The 16,439-nt window shown below is 71.7% G+C and carries 10 protein-coding genes; 5 read left to right on the forward strand and 5 right to left on the reverse strand.

The genetic code is table 11. The annotated features are described in order from the left end of the window. Nucleotides 1–94: 94 nt before the first annotated feature. The 4 genes from FF36_RS06360 to FF36_RS06375 all read right to left on the reverse strand — a co-directional run bounded on the left by FF36_RS06360 (nucleotide 95) and on the right by FF36_RS06375 (nucleotide 11,125). Nucleotides 95–445: a hypothetical protein gene (locus FF36_RS06360; RefSeq protein ID WP_044884143.1), complete on the reverse strand. Its 351-nt coding sequence runs from the start codon at nucleotides 443–445 to the stop codon at nucleotides 95–97. Continuing rightward, nucleotides 438–5,519 carry a DUF6531 domain-containing protein gene (locus tag FF36_RS06365; protein ID WP_044884049.1) on the reverse strand — a complete coding sequence of 1,694 codons (5,082 nt, stop codon included), beginning with the start codon at nucleotides 5,517–5,519 and terminating at the stop codon, nucleotides 438–440. Before FF36_RS06365 ends, FF36_RS06360 begins: the two co-directional genes overlap by 8 nt. Before the next feature lie 380 nt (nucleotides 5,520–5,899). Further along, nucleotides 5,900–6,058, reverse strand: coding sequence for a hypothetical protein (locus tag FF36_RS06370; protein WP_157871703.1), 159 nt, complete (start codon nucleotides 6,056–6,058; stop codon nucleotides 5,900–5,902). A 150-nt stretch (nucleotides 6,059–6,208) separates the two neighbouring features. Beyond that, nucleotides 6,209–11,125 (reverse strand): DUF6531 domain-containing protein, encoded by a 4,917-nt coding sequence (locus FF36_RS06375; protein WP_044884051.1) that lies wholly within the window; start codon nucleotides 11,123–11,125, stop codon nucleotides 6,209–6,211. A 163-nt stretch (nucleotides 11,126–11,288) separates the two neighbouring features. On the opposite strand from FF36_RS06375, the gene FF36_RS06380 reads away from it, so the two are divergent. Continuing rightward, nucleotides 11,289–11,741: a hypothetical protein gene (locus FF36_RS06380; protein ID WP_044884052.1), complete on the forward strand. Its 453-nt coding sequence runs from the start codon at nucleotides 11,289–11,291 to the stop codon at nucleotides 11,739–11,741. Between the two features lie 121 nt (nucleotides 11,742–11,862). On the opposite strand, the gene FF36_RS06385 is transcribed toward FF36_RS06380, so the two are convergent. Continuing rightward, nucleotides 11,863–12,141 (reverse strand): hypothetical protein, encoded by a 279-nt coding sequence (locus FF36_RS06385; protein WP_044884053.1) that lies wholly within the window; start codon nucleotides 12,139–12,141, stop codon nucleotides 11,863–11,865. Between the two features lie 480 nt (nucleotides 12,142–12,621). On the opposite strand from FF36_RS06385, the gene FF36_RS31410 reads away from it, so the two are divergent. The 4 genes from FF36_RS31410 to FF36_RS06405 all read left to right on the forward strand — a co-directional run bounded on the left by FF36_RS31410 (nucleotide 12,622) and on the right by FF36_RS06405 (nucleotide 16,437). Continuing rightward, on the forward strand, nucleotides 12,622–13,863 hold the full coding sequence (locus FF36_RS31410; protein WP_052680981.1) for a hypothetical protein: 1,242 nt from the start codon (nucleotides 12,622–12,624) through the stop codon (nucleotides 13,861–13,863). A gap of 67 nt (nucleotides 13,864–13,930) precedes the next feature. Further along, a complete protein-coding gene (locus FF36_RS06395) occupies nucleotides 13,931–14,761 on the forward strand; it encodes a vWA domain-containing protein (protein ID WP_044884054.1) in 831 nt (276 codons plus the stop codon). Continuing rightward, nucleotides 14,758–15,558, forward strand: coding sequence for a hypothetical protein (locus FF36_RS31415; RefSeq protein ID WP_052680982.1), 801 nt, complete (start codon nucleotides 14,758–14,760; stop codon nucleotides 15,556–15,558). Before FF36_RS06395 ends, FF36_RS31415 begins: the two co-directional genes overlap by 4 nt. A gap of 180 nt (nucleotides 15,559–15,738) precedes the next feature. Beyond that, nucleotides 15,739–16,437, forward strand: a complete 699-nt coding sequence (locus tag FF36_RS06405) for a copper resistance CopC family protein (protein ID WP_044884055.1) — start codon at nucleotides 15,739–15,741, stop codon at nucleotides 16,435–16,437. Nucleotides 16,438–16,439 lie beyond the last annotated feature (2 nt).

Genomic DNA, 16,439 nt, shown 5'->3' on the forward strand with positions numbered 1-16,439 from the left:
TCGGCGATCGGGAATTCAAGGCCCTGCCGCAGGCTGCCCGTGGCACAAGTCTTGGCTGTGGCCTCCGCGCGTCTCCGCCGCTACGCGTCGAACGCTATTCTCCCCATTCAATAAAATCCTCGACAGCCCGCCGGAACCAGGCGTAGAAATTGACGAAGGCATTTTCCCGGTGGTATCCAGGGCTGGCGAAGTCGTGTACGACGGTGATACCGCCGGAGTCCAGATCCCAACAGGCGACGTCATCGTTGTCCTGCCGCTCCGCGAACGGTACAAAGCAGTCGGCGGGGTAGCGGCTGCGCAGGCCTAGGTGTCGGCGGAACAGAATTTCCCCATCCATGATCCACCAGGGTTCGAGGTTGGTCAGTCCGAGCTCCACCACTCGGAGAAATTCCGGTGGATAGGTGAAGTCCCGAGGAAGATCGACGGTGGATATCAAGTTACTCATCCCACCCTCCATTCCAGCTGGTTATGGGCGATCCCATCGGATATGTCTGACGATAGATTGCCTTCTGCCCTCGCAATCGGTTCTCCACCGCCTCCCCCCAGGTGTCGGGCGAAATCTTCTTCGTGTCTCTGAACCGGCCGGCGAAATCGGATGGTATGGGGTCGCTGTACCGGTGGATGTTCGCCTGGATCCGGGTGTTCGTGATCTTTGCCGCGAGCACCCGCCGGTTGTCGACACTCGTCAGTCCGCCGTCGGGCATCCGCACGACGTCGATCCGGTCGCCAGCCCAACCGTTCGCCCGCATGCTGGCGACGTACTGCGGGACTCTCCTGCCGACCGACCCCTGGCTGAACCGCACGTCGGCCGGCTTGAGAGTCGGCCGGAACAGCATGCGGCTACCCGCTCCGCCGAGCCCACCAGTCGCCAGGCCGAATGCGACCTCGCCGAGATCAAGATGCCCCGGGTGGGCTACCTGCTGTTCGGTGACATCCCCGGCAGCCCCAGAGATTGCGCCCGATCCGGCCGCGACCAGATAGCCCTCCCCCGTGACGAGTTTTCCGGTGGCGGCGCCGACACCGCCGCCGACACCCCCGGCGATACCGGAAAGCGCGACAGCCGTGGGATCGAAGTTGCCGGTGACGAGACCCAGGCCGGCGGAGCTCCCGGCGCCGATGAGGATGCCGGCACCGATCGCCTGCCCTCCCGGCACGAACATCAGCCCGACTCCAGCGGTGATGACCGCGGCGGCGGCCAGGCTTCCCCACGGGTCCTTCTGGATGTTGTGCCAGGCCTTGCCGAACATGTTCCTGGCGGACTGCGACCGATAATCCTCGTACGCGTCGTCGCTCAGTGGACGCAACCCGGTCGGGTCCAGCATTCCGACCGGGTTGTTCCACGCCTCGTGGTAGGGGTTCGCCGCACCCGGCATGCCGGGAACGTGCTCGAGCGGATCCGGGGACAGGAAGGAACGCGCCTGGGGGTCGAGAACCCGGGCGCGCTGCCAGAGCAGGCCGTTGAAGGCGAGTTCGCCACGGTAGCCGAGCCCAACCGAGACCCTGGCATCCGGGGACGAGCCGCGAGCAGCCTCTCCGGCGTCGCGGGTGGGGAACCGCCCTCCCCACGGGTCATGGCCGCCGAACGAGCCCTGCCAGTCGGTGTCATGCCAGCGCCCACGCCCCGCGTCCTCTCCCTGCCCGTCCGCGCGGGCATCCGGCGTCGTGGGGCCGATCACACCGAGGGCCGACTCGGCGCGGACGTAGGTGGTGTCGCCGAGGCCCTGGACCTGCCCCGGCCAGGTCACCGGGTCCCAGCGGACCGCGGTGCCGTCGATCTGCAGCAGCTCACCGAGTGCATCGGTGACCAGGCGAGTCGTCCGCTCCTCCGGCGCGTCGCCGCCGACGGCGCGGGACGGGATGCGGCTGACCTCGGTGAGCCGGCCCAGGGCGTCCCAGCCGTACCTGGTGCTACCGGTCGGCCCGTCCTTCGCCACGCGGCGGCCGGCCGTGTCGTACCGGTAGCGGGTCGGCCCGGCCGCCCCGAGGCGGCGTTCGACGAGCTGGCCGGCGGCATCATAGGTGGAACGCAGGACGCCGGCCGGGTCGCCGCGGTCCTCGGCGACGAGGCGTCCGCCCAGATCCCAGGTCAGGGTCTGGGTCCCCCACGGCCCCTCGGCGGTGACCAATTGGCCGGCGGCGTCGTAACCGAAGCGCAGCTCGCGGCCGCCGTCGACGACCCGGGTGATCCGACCTACGGCGTCGCGTTCCACCGTTCTGCCCGGTGCGCTGATCCGCCCGTCGGCGTCCCGGTCGATCCGCCGCACGCCGAGTATCGGGTGCTCGACGGAGCGCAGGTAGCCGTCGTCGTCGTAGTCGTGGCGCACCGGCGGCGAGCCTGCCTGGCCCAGCCGGACGCAGCGGTCGTCCGCGTCGTACTCCCAGGTGAGCCGGCCCGCCGCGGTGGTGCGGGAGACCAGCCGACCGGCCGCGTCGTAGGTCAGGGAGACGCCCCGGTCGGGTCCCGTCGCATCAGCCTGTGCCGTGGCACTGATCAGGCGACCGGCGGCATCGTGGTCGAAACGAGTCCGGGGCTCGGCATCGTCGAGGAGACCTTCGCCCACCAGTCGGCCGGCCGCGTCCCGCCACCACCGTTGGCCGACGCCGTTCGCACCACGCCAGGCCTGGACCGCGCCGTCGCTGGCCCGGGTGACGGTGGTGGTGCGGCCGAGGGGGTCGGTCGTGGCGGTCAGTCGGCCGACCTGGTCGTGGCGCAGTTCGTGGCGGCCGCCCAGCGGATCCGTCCAGGCGGAGAGCTGGCCGCGGGCGTTGTACTCGTAGCGGGTGACGGCGCCGAGCGGGTCGGTGGCGCTGGTCAGGGCGCCGCGGGCGTCGTAGGTGTAGCGGCGGGAGGCGCCGGTGCCGTCGGTGACGACCACGGGCAGACCGAGCGGGTTGTGCTCGATCGTCGTGCGCCGCTCGCCCGGGCGGGTGACCGCGACGACGCGGCCGTACGCGTCGTACTCCCAGGTCGTCTCGCGGCCGGCGGGGGTGACGAGTGCGGTCAGCCTGCCCGCGGCGTCGCGGCGGTACAGGGTGCGCGCCCCGGACGGGGAGGTGGTCTGCACCCAGCGGCCGACCCGGTCGTAGCCGTAGGTCTCGCGCCGGCCAAGGGGCGTGGTGACGGCGGCGAGGCGCCCGCCGGGAGTCCACTCGAGCGTGCGCCGCCCGCCCAGCGGGTCGGTGACGGCCACCACCCGTCCGCGCGGGTCGTGCTCGTAGCGGGTGACGGCGCCCGCCGGGTCCGTTTCGGCGATGACGGCGCCGGCCGGGTCGTACGCGCGCTGCCAGACCCGCCCGTCCGGGCTGGTGCGGCGCACCGGGCGGCCGGCCTCGTCGTACTCGGTCCGCCACTCGTGGCCCTCGGCGTCGGACTCGACGGTCGGGCGGCCGTCCGGGTCGTAGCCACGGCGGAACGTCGCGCCGGCGGGATCGCTCAGGGCCACCAGCCGGCCGAGGCCGTCGTGGTCGAAGTGGAACTTCTGGCCGTCGGGGGCGACGATCAGCGCGGTGTTGCCGAACAGGTCGTACTCGAAGCCGAGCGTCGAGCCCAACGGGTCGGTGACCTGCTCGACCCGCCCGTGCGGGCCATACGTCGAACCCCATCGCCCGCCGGCCGGGTCGACGTAGCCGTCGGGACGGCCCGCGGCGGTGTAGTGGTACTCGCTGCCTGCCCCGTCCGGGCCCTGCTCGCGCGTCACCCGCCCGGCGGCGTCGTTCTCCCATACCCGGGTCTGCCCCACCGGCCCGGTGATCCCCACCAGCCGGCCGGCCGCGTCGTAGCGCAGCCTGGTCCGCCCGCCGCCGGCGACCCGCACGTCGATGAGCTGGGCGTCGTCGTCCCAGCGGAACCTCGTCGTGACGCCGTCCGGATCGACGACGCAGGTGGGCAGGTCGTCGTCGTTCACGGTGATCCGGATCAGCGCGCCGGCCGCGTCGACGATCTCCACCGGGGTGCGCGCGGTGCCGGCGTAGACCCATCGGGTGAGGTGGCCGCGTGGGTCGGTGTAGCTGGTCAGGCGGCCGAGGGTGTCCCATGACCAGCGCTCGGTGATGCCGCACGGGCCGGCGCGGTGGACGAGGTTGCCCTCGTCGTCGTAGTCCATCGTCCAGCGCGCGCCGGAGCGTTCCTCGATGCCGCGCAGCCGGCCGGCGTCGTCGAACACCCGGTAGAGGGGACGGTCCGCGTCGTCCACGACGCCGACCAGCCGGCCGGCCGAGTCGTGGCGGTACTCGTTGATGGCACCGCCCGCCGCGTCGGTGACCAGAGTGCGGTGGCCCTCCCGGTAGGCGAACTGGACGAGACGGCCCTCGGGGCTGAGCTGGGTCAGGACCCGGCCGGCCTCGTCGTAGGTGGTGCGGGCCAGCGTCACGCCGTCGGCGTCGACGAGCTCGGTCAGCAGGCCGGCGGTCGCCCCGGCGTACCGGAGGCGGCGGGAGCCCTGGGGGCCGCCGTCGACGGCGACCAGGTTGGCGTACTCGTCGTAGGAGTAGCGCACCTCCCGGCCGTCGCTGGCCCGCACCGCCGTGACCAGGACACGCTCGTCGTCCCATACCAGCTCGACGAACCGGCCCGAACGGGGATGCGACAGCCGCCTCAGCCGGCCGCCCGACCAGGCGAGCAGCAGTTCCGTCCGGTCGACGCGCACCCGCACCGGCCGACCGGCCTCGTCGTACCACCAGGTCTCCCCCGGCCCGCGGGTGAAGCGGAAGCCCGCGCCGTCGGCGTGCAGGGTCGCGCCCAGCAGCGGCAGCTCGGTCGGCCGGTCCACGCCGGGGCGCGCCAGCAGACAGCACGCGCCGTCCGGGGCGCGCCACTCGATCTGCTCGGCGCCCTCGACCCGCTCGGCGCCCTCGACCCGCTCGGCGCCCTCGACCCGCTTGGCGCCCTCGACCCGCTCGGCGCCCTCGACCCGCTTGGCGCCCTCGACCCGCTCGTCACCGAGGTCCAGGGCGGTGTCGGCCCAACTGGACCACCCGCGCCCGTGCGCGCCGAGCCGCTCATGAGCGCGGGAGTTGTAGGTCCGCCGCCAGCCGGCCGGCGCCGCCCGGCCGGGCAGCGGAAGGTCGAGTTCCTGCTCGACGAGGTTGCCGTTCGCGGTGCACACCGGGTCTGCCGCGAAGCCGCTGTCCGGCGGGTGGCCCAGCAGCTTCGGGTCGTCGACGGTGAGAGTGGCCGTCGGAAGTGAGCCGATGCCGGCTGCCTTCAGACCGGCAGCGATCCGGCCGTCGTCGACCGTGACCGGGCCGGCGGCCGTGCCCGCGGAGCCACTGTCCGCGGCGACGAACGCGTCCTTCACCGTGGCGACGAAACGGTCCCGCTCCTCGGCGTCGCTCAGGTGCGAACCTAATTTCGCCCACAGATCCGGATGCGAAAGACTGTACTGCGCCCCGAACCGGGCGACCACGTCGTCGTAATAGGCCCGCACACCGCTCGCCGCCGCCGCCAGCGTCGTGCGGGCCGCGGTGGCGTCCGTGACGTAGGTGCCCAGGTCCTCAGGATCCGCGGAGCTGGTGGCCACAACGGTCTTCCTTTCTCCCCGGCCTTCGCGGAGCCAGATCCCGCTCCGCCAGCCGACGGCCCGGATCCGAACAATGTCTCGGCGAAAGGTCACCCGTCGCCGAACGAATTTGCGCGAGTGTCGACGAGATTTTGATCATCATCGTGGCATTGGCCCGAAGACACCCCCGACGGCCCCGCTGCCTCCGCCAACGATCACCCGAATGTTTCCGCCGCGGTAATTGGCGTTAGTCCATACTTCCCAGTCCCCGAAGTCGCGACGCACATTCACGGGCTCCTCCCAGGTAAGGCCGCGCAAGGCGCACTCGGCTCGCGCGATCTCCCTGGCATCATCCTTGCTGATGGTGCCCTTCGACAGGAACAGGCATCGCGCAAGTCGGCTCATCGCACACCCTCGTAGATTCCATAGCCGGCAGCGCCGACTCCCGCCAGCTCCACGTCCAGCCAGTGCTCCTTATCCACCGCCAGCCCGCGGTCGCCGGGCGGTCCGAACAGGCGAAGGCTCAGCTTCCGCACGGTCGCGTTCGCCCCGATATCCACCGACCAGCCCCGCACCTCGCACCTCTCAGTGACTATCCACACCCTGATGATCACCATATGATCGCGCCGGTCCCATGCTGCTCCTACGCATCCGAGACGCCATCGGCGCGGGCGGGCGACCACACCCAACCGATACGTGAAAGATCTGGGCTAGGGCTCTGACTTGGGCGGCGGCCCCCACGGGCACGGAAGTAGGCCTTGCCGTTGAAGGCTGCGGGTCTCCGGGCTGTTGTGGTACTCGTGCGGGATCTCAGCCAGCGGCACCTCGCACCCGGTCGATGATCGCCTCGCCGCGACGATGCCGACATAGGGTCGCGGCCCCGGGCCAGTCTGTATCCAGGCTTCCAAAGGCACCTCCAGGTTTCCCCAGGGGTGGGCGACGGTAACGAGGACATCCGGGTACTCCTTGGGAGACAGCATTCGCCACCCTCCTCTGAACGGATTTGCGCGAGTTTCCACAAGATATTTGATTAGATCGTCCCCTTGAAAGAGGTACTCCCCTTCGGAGATGGACAGAGCGTTCGACGGTGCGACGAGCCGGCTGGCCGGAACGCTGAACTCGCTGAGATGAGGCGCATTCTTCACGATCCCTTGCAGCCACCAATCGGTTGTAGCCGCCGCGGCCTCCGGGCTGTCGGTCACGCTGACGAAGGGGCTGTTCTCAACGAAACCCTGCATATGAGCTTCGGCAAGTCTGGCCACCTCAGCCGGGGACTCCAGCTGCGACATTACCTTTGCCTGCACATCCGGCGCCGCGGATTCCAGCCGGGACACCAGCGAGGTCGGATCGCTCGCGTCGTGGAACCGGAAGACGGTCTTGAACGCCGCCCCTGCATCCTCCACGGCGGTGGCGTCGGCGCCGACGATGTCGGCTCCCGCGGCGGTGGCGCCGCCGAGGGCATCGCCGATGCCGCCGGTCGCGCCGCCGAGCATGCCGGAGACGGCGATCGATCGGGGGCTGACGTGGCCGGTGACAAGGCCGATGCCGGCGGAGGTTCCGGCGCCGATAAGAATCCCGGTGCCGATCACCTGGCCGCCGGGGACGAACATCAGGCCGACGCCGGCGCCGATGACGGCGGCGGCGAGGCTCCCCCAGGGGTCGTGTCCGATGTTGTCCCAGGCCTTGTCGAACATGCCTTTGGCGGCCTGGGTCCGGTAGGTGTTGTATTCGTCGTCGCTCAGCGGGCGTAGTCCGGTGGGGTCGAGCAGGCCGACCGGGTCGTTCCAGGCGTAGTGGTAGGGATTTGCCGCTGCGGGCATGCCGGGTAGGTGGTCGAGTGGGTCGGGTGACAGGAACGACCGGGTCGCCGGGTCGAGGACGCGTGCGCGTTGCCAGAGCAGGCCGTCGACGGCGAGTTCGCCGTGGTAGCCGAGCCCGGTGACCGGCTCGTCCGGACTGCCTGTCGGGCTGTTGGAGCTGCTCGGGATGGGCAGGCCCCAGGGGTCGTAGCTGCCGGGCGAGCCCTGCCAGTCGGAGTCGATCCAGCGGCTCTGCCCGGCCTGACCTGGTCGGCCCTCTGGAAGCTCGCCGTCGATGACACCGATGGCCGATCCGGCGCGGGCGTAGGTCGCCGTGCCGAGCTGGTGAACCTGCCCGGGCCAGGTGACCGGGTCCCAGAGCACGGGCACACCGTTGATCTGAAGCGGGGCACCGAGCGCGTCCACGGCGAGCCTCGTCGTGCGGCCAGGCGCGCTGGTCTCGCCGGTCGGGCTGTGGTGGATGTCGGCGAGCCGGCCTGCCGGGTCCCAGTGGTAGCGGACGGTGCCGGCTGGTCCGTCGGCCGTGATCCGGCGGCCGGCCGGGTCGTAGCTGAACCGCAGCCGGGTGTCGTCGTGGTCGATCTGGACAATTCGCCCGGCGGAGTCGCGATGCACGGTGCGGCCGGGGATGACTGGGCGGCCGTCGGCGTCGCGGTCGAGGAGGCGGCGGCCGAGCGCGGGATGCTCGACCGACCGCAGGTGACCATCGGCGTCGTAGTCGTAGCGTAGTGGCGCCGAGCCAGCGCGGCCCACGGAGACAACCTGGCCGTCGGCGTCGTAGCCCCAGGCGAGTCGTCCCGCCGCGGTCGTGCGGGCAACGAGGCGGCCCAGCTTGTCGTATTCCAAGGCGACCGCGCCGCCCAGCTCCGGCCGATCGGGAGCCGGGCTGGCCGGGTCAGCTCTGGTGAGCCGACCAGCCGGGTCGTAGCTATACCGCACCTGTGGCTGCTCGCTGCCGGGCAGGCCCCGTCCGATCAGCCGTCCGCCGGGGTCGCGCCACCACCGCAGCCCGGTGCCGTCCGCGTACCGGAGGGTGTCAACGGCACCGTTACGGTCGCGGGTGACGGTCGTGGGCCGCCCCAGCGGGTCCGTCATCCCGATCTGCCGTCCGACCTGGTCGTAGCGCAGCTCGTACCGCCCGCCCAGCGGGTCCGTCCAGGCCCGCAGGCGGCCCCGGACGTCGTACTCGTAGGACGTGACGGCGCCGAGCGGATCGGTGGCGCTGGTCAGTGCTCCTCGGGCGTCGTAGGTGTAGCGGCGAACCGCACCGTCCGCGTCGGTGACCGTCACCGGCAGCCCGAGCGGGTCACGTTCGATCGTCATCCGCCGCCCGTCTGGGCGGATCACCGCGCTGACGGCGCCCTGCGGGTCGTGTTCCCAGCGGGTTTCCCGGCCGGCGGGGGTGACCAGCGCGGTCAGCCGGCCCGCCGGGTCGTGCCGGTAGACGGTCCGCGCTCCGGACACCGACAGGGTCTGGGCCAGCCGGCCGGCCCTGTCGTAGCCGTAGGTCACCGTGCGGCCGAGCGGCGAGGTGACCGACGCGAGCCGGCCGCCCGGTGTCCAGGTCAGCGCGCGGCGTCCGCCCGCCGGGTCGGTGACCGCGACGACCCGGCCGCGTGGGTCGTGGTCATAGTGGGTGGTGGCACCTGCCGGGTCGGTCTCCGCGATGACCGAGCCGGCCGGGTCGTAGGCACGGTGCCAGGTCCGCCCGTCCGGGGCGGTGCGTTCCGTCGGCCGGCCGGCCTCGTCGTAGGTGATCTGCCAGGCGTTCCCGTCGCCGTCGGTTTCGAGGGTCGGCCGCCCGTCCGGGTCGTAGGCCCGGCTGAAGGTCGCCCCCGCCGGATCGCGGGCTGCCACGAGGCGGCCCAGGCCGTCATGGTCGAAACCGAACGTCTGCCCGTCCGGCGCGACGATCCCGCTGGTGTTCCCGAACAGGTCATAGGAGAAGCCGACCGTCGAGCCCAACGGGTCGGTGACCTGGGCGACCCGTCCGTGCGTGCCGTAGGTCGAGCTCCACCGACCCCCCGCCGGGTCGACGTAGCCGTCCGGGCGCCCCGCGGCGGTGTGGTGGAACCGGCTCCTCGCCCCGCCCGGGGCCTGCTCCAGCACGACCCGGCCAGCGTCGTCGGTCTCCCACCGCCGGGGATCACCGTCCGGGCCGATCATCTCGACGAGCCGGCCCGCCGCGTCATATCGCAGCCTCGTGCGCCCAGCGCCGGCAACGGCCACCCTGGTGAGCTGACCGTCGCCATCCCAGGCGAAGCGGGTCGTGACACCGTCCGGATCCGCCACACAGATCGGCAGATCGTCATCCGACACTGTGATCCTGGTGACCGCACCGGTCGCGTCGACGATCTCCACCGGGGTCCGGGCCCCGCCGGCGTAGAGCCACCGGGTCACCTGGCCACCTGGGTCGGTGTGCGAGGTCATCCGGCCGTGGTCGTCCCAGGTCCACTGCTGTCTGATCCCGCACGGACCGGTCCGGGAGGTCAGGTTCCCCGCGTCGTCGTAGTCCATCGCCCAGCGGGCACCGGAGCGTTCCTGGATGCCGCGTAGCTGGCCCGCGTCGTCGAACACCCGGTGAAAGACCCGGTCCGCGTCGTCGATGACACAGATCAGCCGGCCGGCCGCGTCATGCCGATACTCGTTGATCGCACCGGCCGCTGCGTCGGTCACCAGCGTGCGGTAGCCCTCGCCGTAGCCGAACCGAACCAGCCGTCCCTCCGGGGCCAGCTGGGTCAGCACTCGGCCGGCCTCGTCGTAGCTGTTGCGCGCGAGCGTCACCCCGTCCGCGTCCACGATCGCCACCAACATCCCGCCAAGGCAGCGGTAGCGGCGTGGACCGTGCGGGCCGCCGTCGACGGCCACCAACTGCGCGTCGTCGTCATAGCAGTAGGACACGGCCCGGCCATCGCTGGCTCGCGCCGTGGTGATCAGCGTGCCGGTGTGGTTCCACTCCAGCAGCACCGACCGGTCCGACCGGGGATGCCGCAGCTGCACCAGCCGGCTTCCAGCCCACTCCAGGGTGATCTCAGAGGGGCCGGTCCGGACCCGCACCGGCCGGCCCGCCTCGTCGTACCACCAGGTCTCCGCCGGGCCGCGTTCGAACCGGAATCCCGACCCGTCGGCGTGCAGCATCGCGCCCAGACGCGGCATCGCCGTCGGCCGCCCGGCACTCGGCCGCTCGACCAGCAACTCCGCCCCGTCCGGCCCACGCCACCCGACCAGCTCCGCGCTCAGCTCCAGCGCGGTATCCGCCCAGGAGCACCACCCTGGCCCGTGTGCCCCGACCCGGTCATGACCGCGGGAGTTGTACGTCCGCCGCCACCCCGCCACACCGGCCCGCCCCGGCAGCGGCAGGTCGAGTTCCTGCTCGACGAAGTTGCCGTTCGCGGTACACACCGGGTCGACCGCGAAACCGCTGTCCGGCGGGCGGCCGAGCAGCACAGGATCATCGACCGTCAGCGTCACCGTCGGCAACGCGCCGATCCCGGCGGCCCTCAGTCCGCTCGCGATCTGACTGTCCGCCACCGTCACCATGCCGCCCGGCGAGCCGCCGTCCGCGGCGACGAACGCGTCCTTCACCGTGCCGACGAAACGGTCCCGCTCCTCGGCGTTGCTCAGGTGTGAACTTAATTTGGCCCACAGATCCGGATGCGAAAGACTGTACTGCGCCCCGAACCGAGTGACCACGTCGTCGTAATAGGCCCGCACACCGGTCGCCGCCGTCGCCAGCGTCGTGCGGGCCGCGGTGGCGTCCGTGACGTAGGTGCCCAGGTCCTCGGGGTCCGCGGAGCTGGTGGCCACGATCGTCTTCCTTTCTCCCCGAACTTCGCGGGCCGAGTCCCCATCCGCTGACCGAGGACTCCGCGGATCCGAACAAAGTCTTCCTCGGTCGTCCGGGCACATCCCATTGCCGGGGGCCCTACAATGCCCCGAACGTTCCGCTGATTCCCGGGGGAGGCCCAGGATGGGTGTTCACGGCGGCCAGCACGTGGTCTTCGACTTTGCGGGCGCACTTGAGCTGGCCAGACGGCTGTGGGGCCTGGCCGACGGCGTCGACACCTTCCGCGGAAAGCGGGACACCGCCGCGACCACGGCCCTGCGCCATTGGCAGGGCCGTTATGTCACGGAGTTCCGCAGTAGTGTGACCGCCGAACAGGGCAGTGACACACATCTCAGTACCGCGATGCGGGACGACGCCCGCACCCTGGCCGCCCTGTGGAGCCAGGCGATGGCGGAGGAGGCCAAAGTCCGATACGCCGACCACGTCACCGAGAAAAAGCAGCACAGGGGCTTCTTCCATCGCATCGAGGACGCGGTGTTCGGTTCCGACGACGACTACGGACCCGAGCCCGGGCCGTTCGCCGTGCCGCAGCCGCCCGCCTTCACCGCGACGGGCAGCCTCCCGGTCTACGACTAGGAACCGCACCCCGGGCCGGCGGCCTTCGGCGGCCGCATCTCCCAGGAACGCCTGCCGCGCAGGGCGCCACCGGCACCGGCTCGTTGCCTCGCGGCGGGGCGGGCGGCCGTCGGCACGTCGCTCAGTTGCCGCCCGCATTCATGATGTCCGTGTTGATCTGACTGACCTTCTGCTGCAGCGCGCCAAGCTGGGTGACCGCGTTGTCCAGCGCCGTCTTGGTCTGAGGCCAGATGTCGGCCCGGAACTGGACGGCGAGGCCGCCGTCCCAGTTGTTCGGGTCACTCAGCAGCTGACCTTCGCGTTCCAGGTTCTGGATCTCCTGACTGAGCCCGGAGTTGATGATCTGCTGCATACGCCCGATCGCGTCGCGCGCCGTGTCAGTGGAGACAACCCGAGCCATCGATCCTGATCTCCCCGCAAGTCGATTCTGCCGCCGACGCCATCATCATAGCCACACCCATCTCCACGGGCGGCACCCCGACCTGGCGGCGCCATATCTTTCCTGTTGAACGGCACCACAGCCCGGACGGACGCCCGCGCCGGCCACCGAGCAGCTGATTGCGAGCGGACAAACGTCGGTAGCGGGTTGCCCGTCTCGATGACCTTGGCGGCCGCACCCAGGATTCATCAGCGTTCGAACGGTGGACGTTCTCGCCGGCGCCCGGCTATAGTCGGGCAGCAATGGTGTTGGCCGTTCCCGCGCTGGCCCGGTAGCGCGGGAACGGCCCGGGTGAATATGTGTTATACGGGCAGCTCCGGCCGCCGGCCGCCACGAGGCCGGGTTTTCCGACGACGTTGCTTCCAGGGTCGGCGCGCATTCGGGCGTCGCCGCTGCCCGCTGTTCGCTGTCCGCTGTCCGCCGCAGACAATGGTGAGTGGTGTGCGTATCTGGCCGGATGACGGACGGTTCGAGGCGGCGGTCACACGCGGCTCGTACTGGCATCCGCGCCTGACCGGCGTCACCTTCGACCGGGAGGGCCCTGCCGGGCCGGGCCGGGCCGATGCCGGCGGCGACGGGTCCGGGCCGCTGCTGCACGCGCTCGGCGCGTCGGCGGTCGTCTTCTTCGGCCGTCGCGGCCCGCAGGGCGTGGCGCTGCGCTGCCCGACCCGGGACCTGGGCGCCGGTGCGACCCGTCGCTACGAGAAGCTCGCTGCCCGGCGGGCCGCCCATCCGTCCCTGGCCGCCGCGCTCGCCGAGGCGGAGTGGATCGACCAGGGCGTCGAGATCGACGGCACCTGGTGGCCGGTGATCGTCATGGAGCGGGTGGAGGGCCGGTCACTGGCCGGCGAGGTGGAACACGTGCTCGAGAAGGACCCGGCCGGGCTGCGCGGCCTGGCCTGGAACTGGGCCGAGTTCGTCGCCGCGCTCGGGGCGGCCGACGTGGCGCACGGCGACCTGCAGCAGAACAACATCTTCGTCACCGGGGACGGGCAGCTGAAGGCAGTCGACCTGGACGGCGTCTGGCTGCCGGCCGTCGCCCACCTGCCGCCGGACGAGACCGGTCATCGGCACTACCAGCATCCCCGGCGGCGGCGCGGCGACTGGGGCCGTACCGTCGACACGTTCTCCGCCCTGGTCATCTACCTTTCCCTACGCGCGCTGGCCGTCGAGCCGGACCTCTGGGGGCTTTACCACAACGGCGAGAACTTAGTGTTCACCGACGACGATCTCGCGCATCCGGACCAGACCCCGCTGTGGGACCGGCTGAACAGCAGTCCCGGCCAGGACGTCCGTCGGCTCGTGGCGCTGCTGCGGGAGCTCTGTCACGGCCCGGCCGACTCCGGCCGGGACCTGGCCGGCCTGCTGGACGGGTATCGCCGGACCCGGTCGGAGGGGCTCCTGCGGCCGGCATCGTTCCTCCGCCCCGCCGGGCACGACGACGTCAACCGCTGGTGGGACGAGCCCGCGGCGGCCCCGCCGGATCCCGACGCCACCTGGTCCTGGCCCGGCGAGGCGGACGTCGGCGCCGGGCTGGCCGAGCACAGCGACGCGAACGAGGGTGATGGCGCGGCCCGGTCGGGCCCGGCGCGCGCGCTCGTCTACGTCGCCGTGTTCCTCGCCGTCTTCGGTGTCGTCTTCGTCGTGTACCGCACCGGACTACTGCGGGCACTGCTCTCGTGAGGACCGCCCCGCCCCTCCACGACCCCCGCCCCTCCACGACCCCTGTCCCACCGCTAGGAGCCGGTCCGTGCCCTATTCCCAGTCGATCGACCGCACCACCCCGGGTTGCGTGATCTTCCTGTTGGACCAGTCCGACTCGATGAACCTGCCGGTCGGCGGTCGCCCCAACGTGTCGCGGGCCGAGCTGCTGGCCGACATCGTCAACGACACCATCGCGATGATCATGCGGCGATGCCGGAAGGTCCACACCGAGCCGACACCGCGGGCCTACTACGACCTGGCCGTGCTCGGCTACTGCGGGCAGGAGGTGCGCTCGCTGCTGGGCGGTCCGCTGACCGGACAGTGGCTGGTGTCGATCCCGGAGCTGTTCTCCTCGGTGCTGCGGCACGAGGAACGGGACGGACGTTCCAAGCCCGTCTGGGTGGAACCCTTCGCGTCCGGTCACACACCGATGTGCCTGGCTCTCAACCAGGCCGGTCGGCTGGCCAGCGGCTGGGCCTCGGGGCACCAGCGGTCCCACCCGCCGATCATCATCAACATCACCGACGGGATGGCGACCGACGGGGACGGCGACGAGGTGCGCACCTGGGCCGACCGGCTGCGCTCGCTGCGCACCCGGGACGGGGACCTGCTGCTGTTCAACGTCAGCCTCTCCGACGGACTGTCAGCCTCGGTGCGTTTCCCGGCCAGCCCCGCGGAGCTGCCCGCGGGCGACGACTTCCTTCGCCTGCTGTTCGACACCTCCAGCGAGATCCCGCCGGAGATGCGCACACGGGCGGAGTCCACCACCAACGTCAGTCTTTCCGCCGGGTCCCGCGGTTTCGTGGCGAACGCGGCCCCCGACGACCTCGTGCTGGCACTGCGGGTCGGCACCAGCCTGACCGACGACCGGCGGTGACCACCAGCCGGCGGGACCCCGCGCGCCCGCAGGCGCCGCCTCGGTGCAGTGCGCGGATCCTGCGGCTGCCGAAGAACGAGATCGACCCGATCGAGGACGGCGCGGCCGCGAGCGAACGCCACGGCCGGTTCGCCGTCGCCGACGGCGCCTCGGCCGGACGCGACGTGCACCTGTGGGCGCAGGCGCTGGTCCGCGCCTACGTCCGCCAGCCGCCCCCGGCGCAGGCCAGCGATGCCGACCTGCGGGAATGGTTCCTCGCCGTGGCCAGGCAGCACGCGGCCACCCTTCCCCCGGCGGTCGGGCCCAGCTGGCTCGACGAGGGTCCCGGCGCGGTGACCAGCGCCTACGCCACGTTCCTCGGGCTGCAGCTCCTGTTCGACGATCAGGGCCGCGCACGCTGGAAGGCCATTGCCATCGGTGACTCCTGCCTGCTGCAGGTAACCGCCGCCGGTGTGCTCACGGCCTTCCCACTGGACGCCCCGGAACAGTTCTCCGACACCCCGCGACTGGTGCCGGGCCAGCCCGACCTGCTCGCGGCCAGCATGGACGCCGCCGTGGTGGAACGGGCCTCGGGCCCGGTGGCCGCGGGTGACACCCTGCTGCTCGCCACGGATGCCGTCGCCCGCTGGCTGCTTACTCTGGCCCTCCACGACCTCGCCGGGCTACATCGGATCATCCGCAGCCCGCGCGACGACCTGCGCGACCATCTCGCCGCGCAGCGCGCCAACGGCGCGGTGGACACCGACGACCTCACCCTCCTCACCGTCCGCCTGCGCACCAGTCCACGCAGCCGGTGAGGTGGTGGCACTTCGCGATCCGCATCTCCCGTGGCACCGAGTTGGTGCCAGGAACTGGCGCCAAAGCGGGACGAGAACCTGCAACGGGGACACGTTGCCCCTGCTGGTGCGCGAGTTCCGCCCGGCAGTGCCCACGATGTACGTTCTACCGCGCGTAGAATCTGGCCGGTGCGACGACAGGTGCAGACGGCTTCCGCGCGTCGCGGCGGCGCCCGACGGAGCAGGCTCGCCGCCGCGGTCGGCGTCGTCGCCGCGATCCTGCCCGCGCTGCTGCTGGCCCTGGCAGCACCCGCCGCGGCGCACTCCCGGCTCGTGGCCACCACACCGGCCGCGGACAGCGTGCTGCCCGCCGCGCCGAGTGAGATCATGTTGACCTTCAACGAGTCCGTCTCGTCCCGCTACACCCACGTCGCCGTGACCAGCGCCGACGGCACGAGCGTGACCGGCGGCGCCACCGTGGTCGAGGGCGCCGCCGTCCGCCAGCCGCTCACCGCGCTGGCCGGCGGGCGCTATACGGTCTCCTACCAGGCCGTCTCCGAGGACGGCCATCCCGTCGGGGGGACGTTCACGTTCACCGTCGCCGGGCGGGCGGGCCCGCAGGGCGGCGGCGCCGGTTCCGCGTCGCCGGCCGGAAGCGGCGCCGCGGCCCCCGGCCTCGGCGCGGCCACCGCGGCGCCCGCCACGACCGCGCCTGGCGCGGGGACCGCGGCGGTCCCCGGCGGATCCGCCTCGACCGCGCCCGCCACCGGCGCGCACGATGGGGACGGCGGGGGTGTCGGCGGGGCCATCTTCGTGGTGATCGCCGCCGTTGTCGTCATCATCGTCGGCGGCCTGCTCGTCTTCCTGATCCTGCGCCGTCGTCAACCCGGAGCGCGCTGACC

The organism is Frankia torreyi, assembly GCF_000948395.1.
Lineage (GTDB): Bacteria > Actinomycetota > Actinomycetes > Frankiales > Frankiaceae > Frankia > Frankia torreyi.

Coding starts and splice junctions, on each gene's coding strand:
- FF36_RS06385 (WP_044884053.1), bottom strand. CDS start 12,141: ATGGCTCGGGTTGTCTCCACTGACACGGCGCGCGACGCGATCGGGCGT.
- FF36_RS06380 (WP_044884052.1), top strand. CDS start 11,289: ATGGGTGTTCACGGCGGCCAGCACGTGGTCTTCGACTTTGCGGGCGCA.
- FF36_RS06360 (WP_044884143.1), bottom strand. CDS start 445: ATGAGTAACTTGATATCCACCGTCGATCTTCCTCGGGACTTCACCTAT.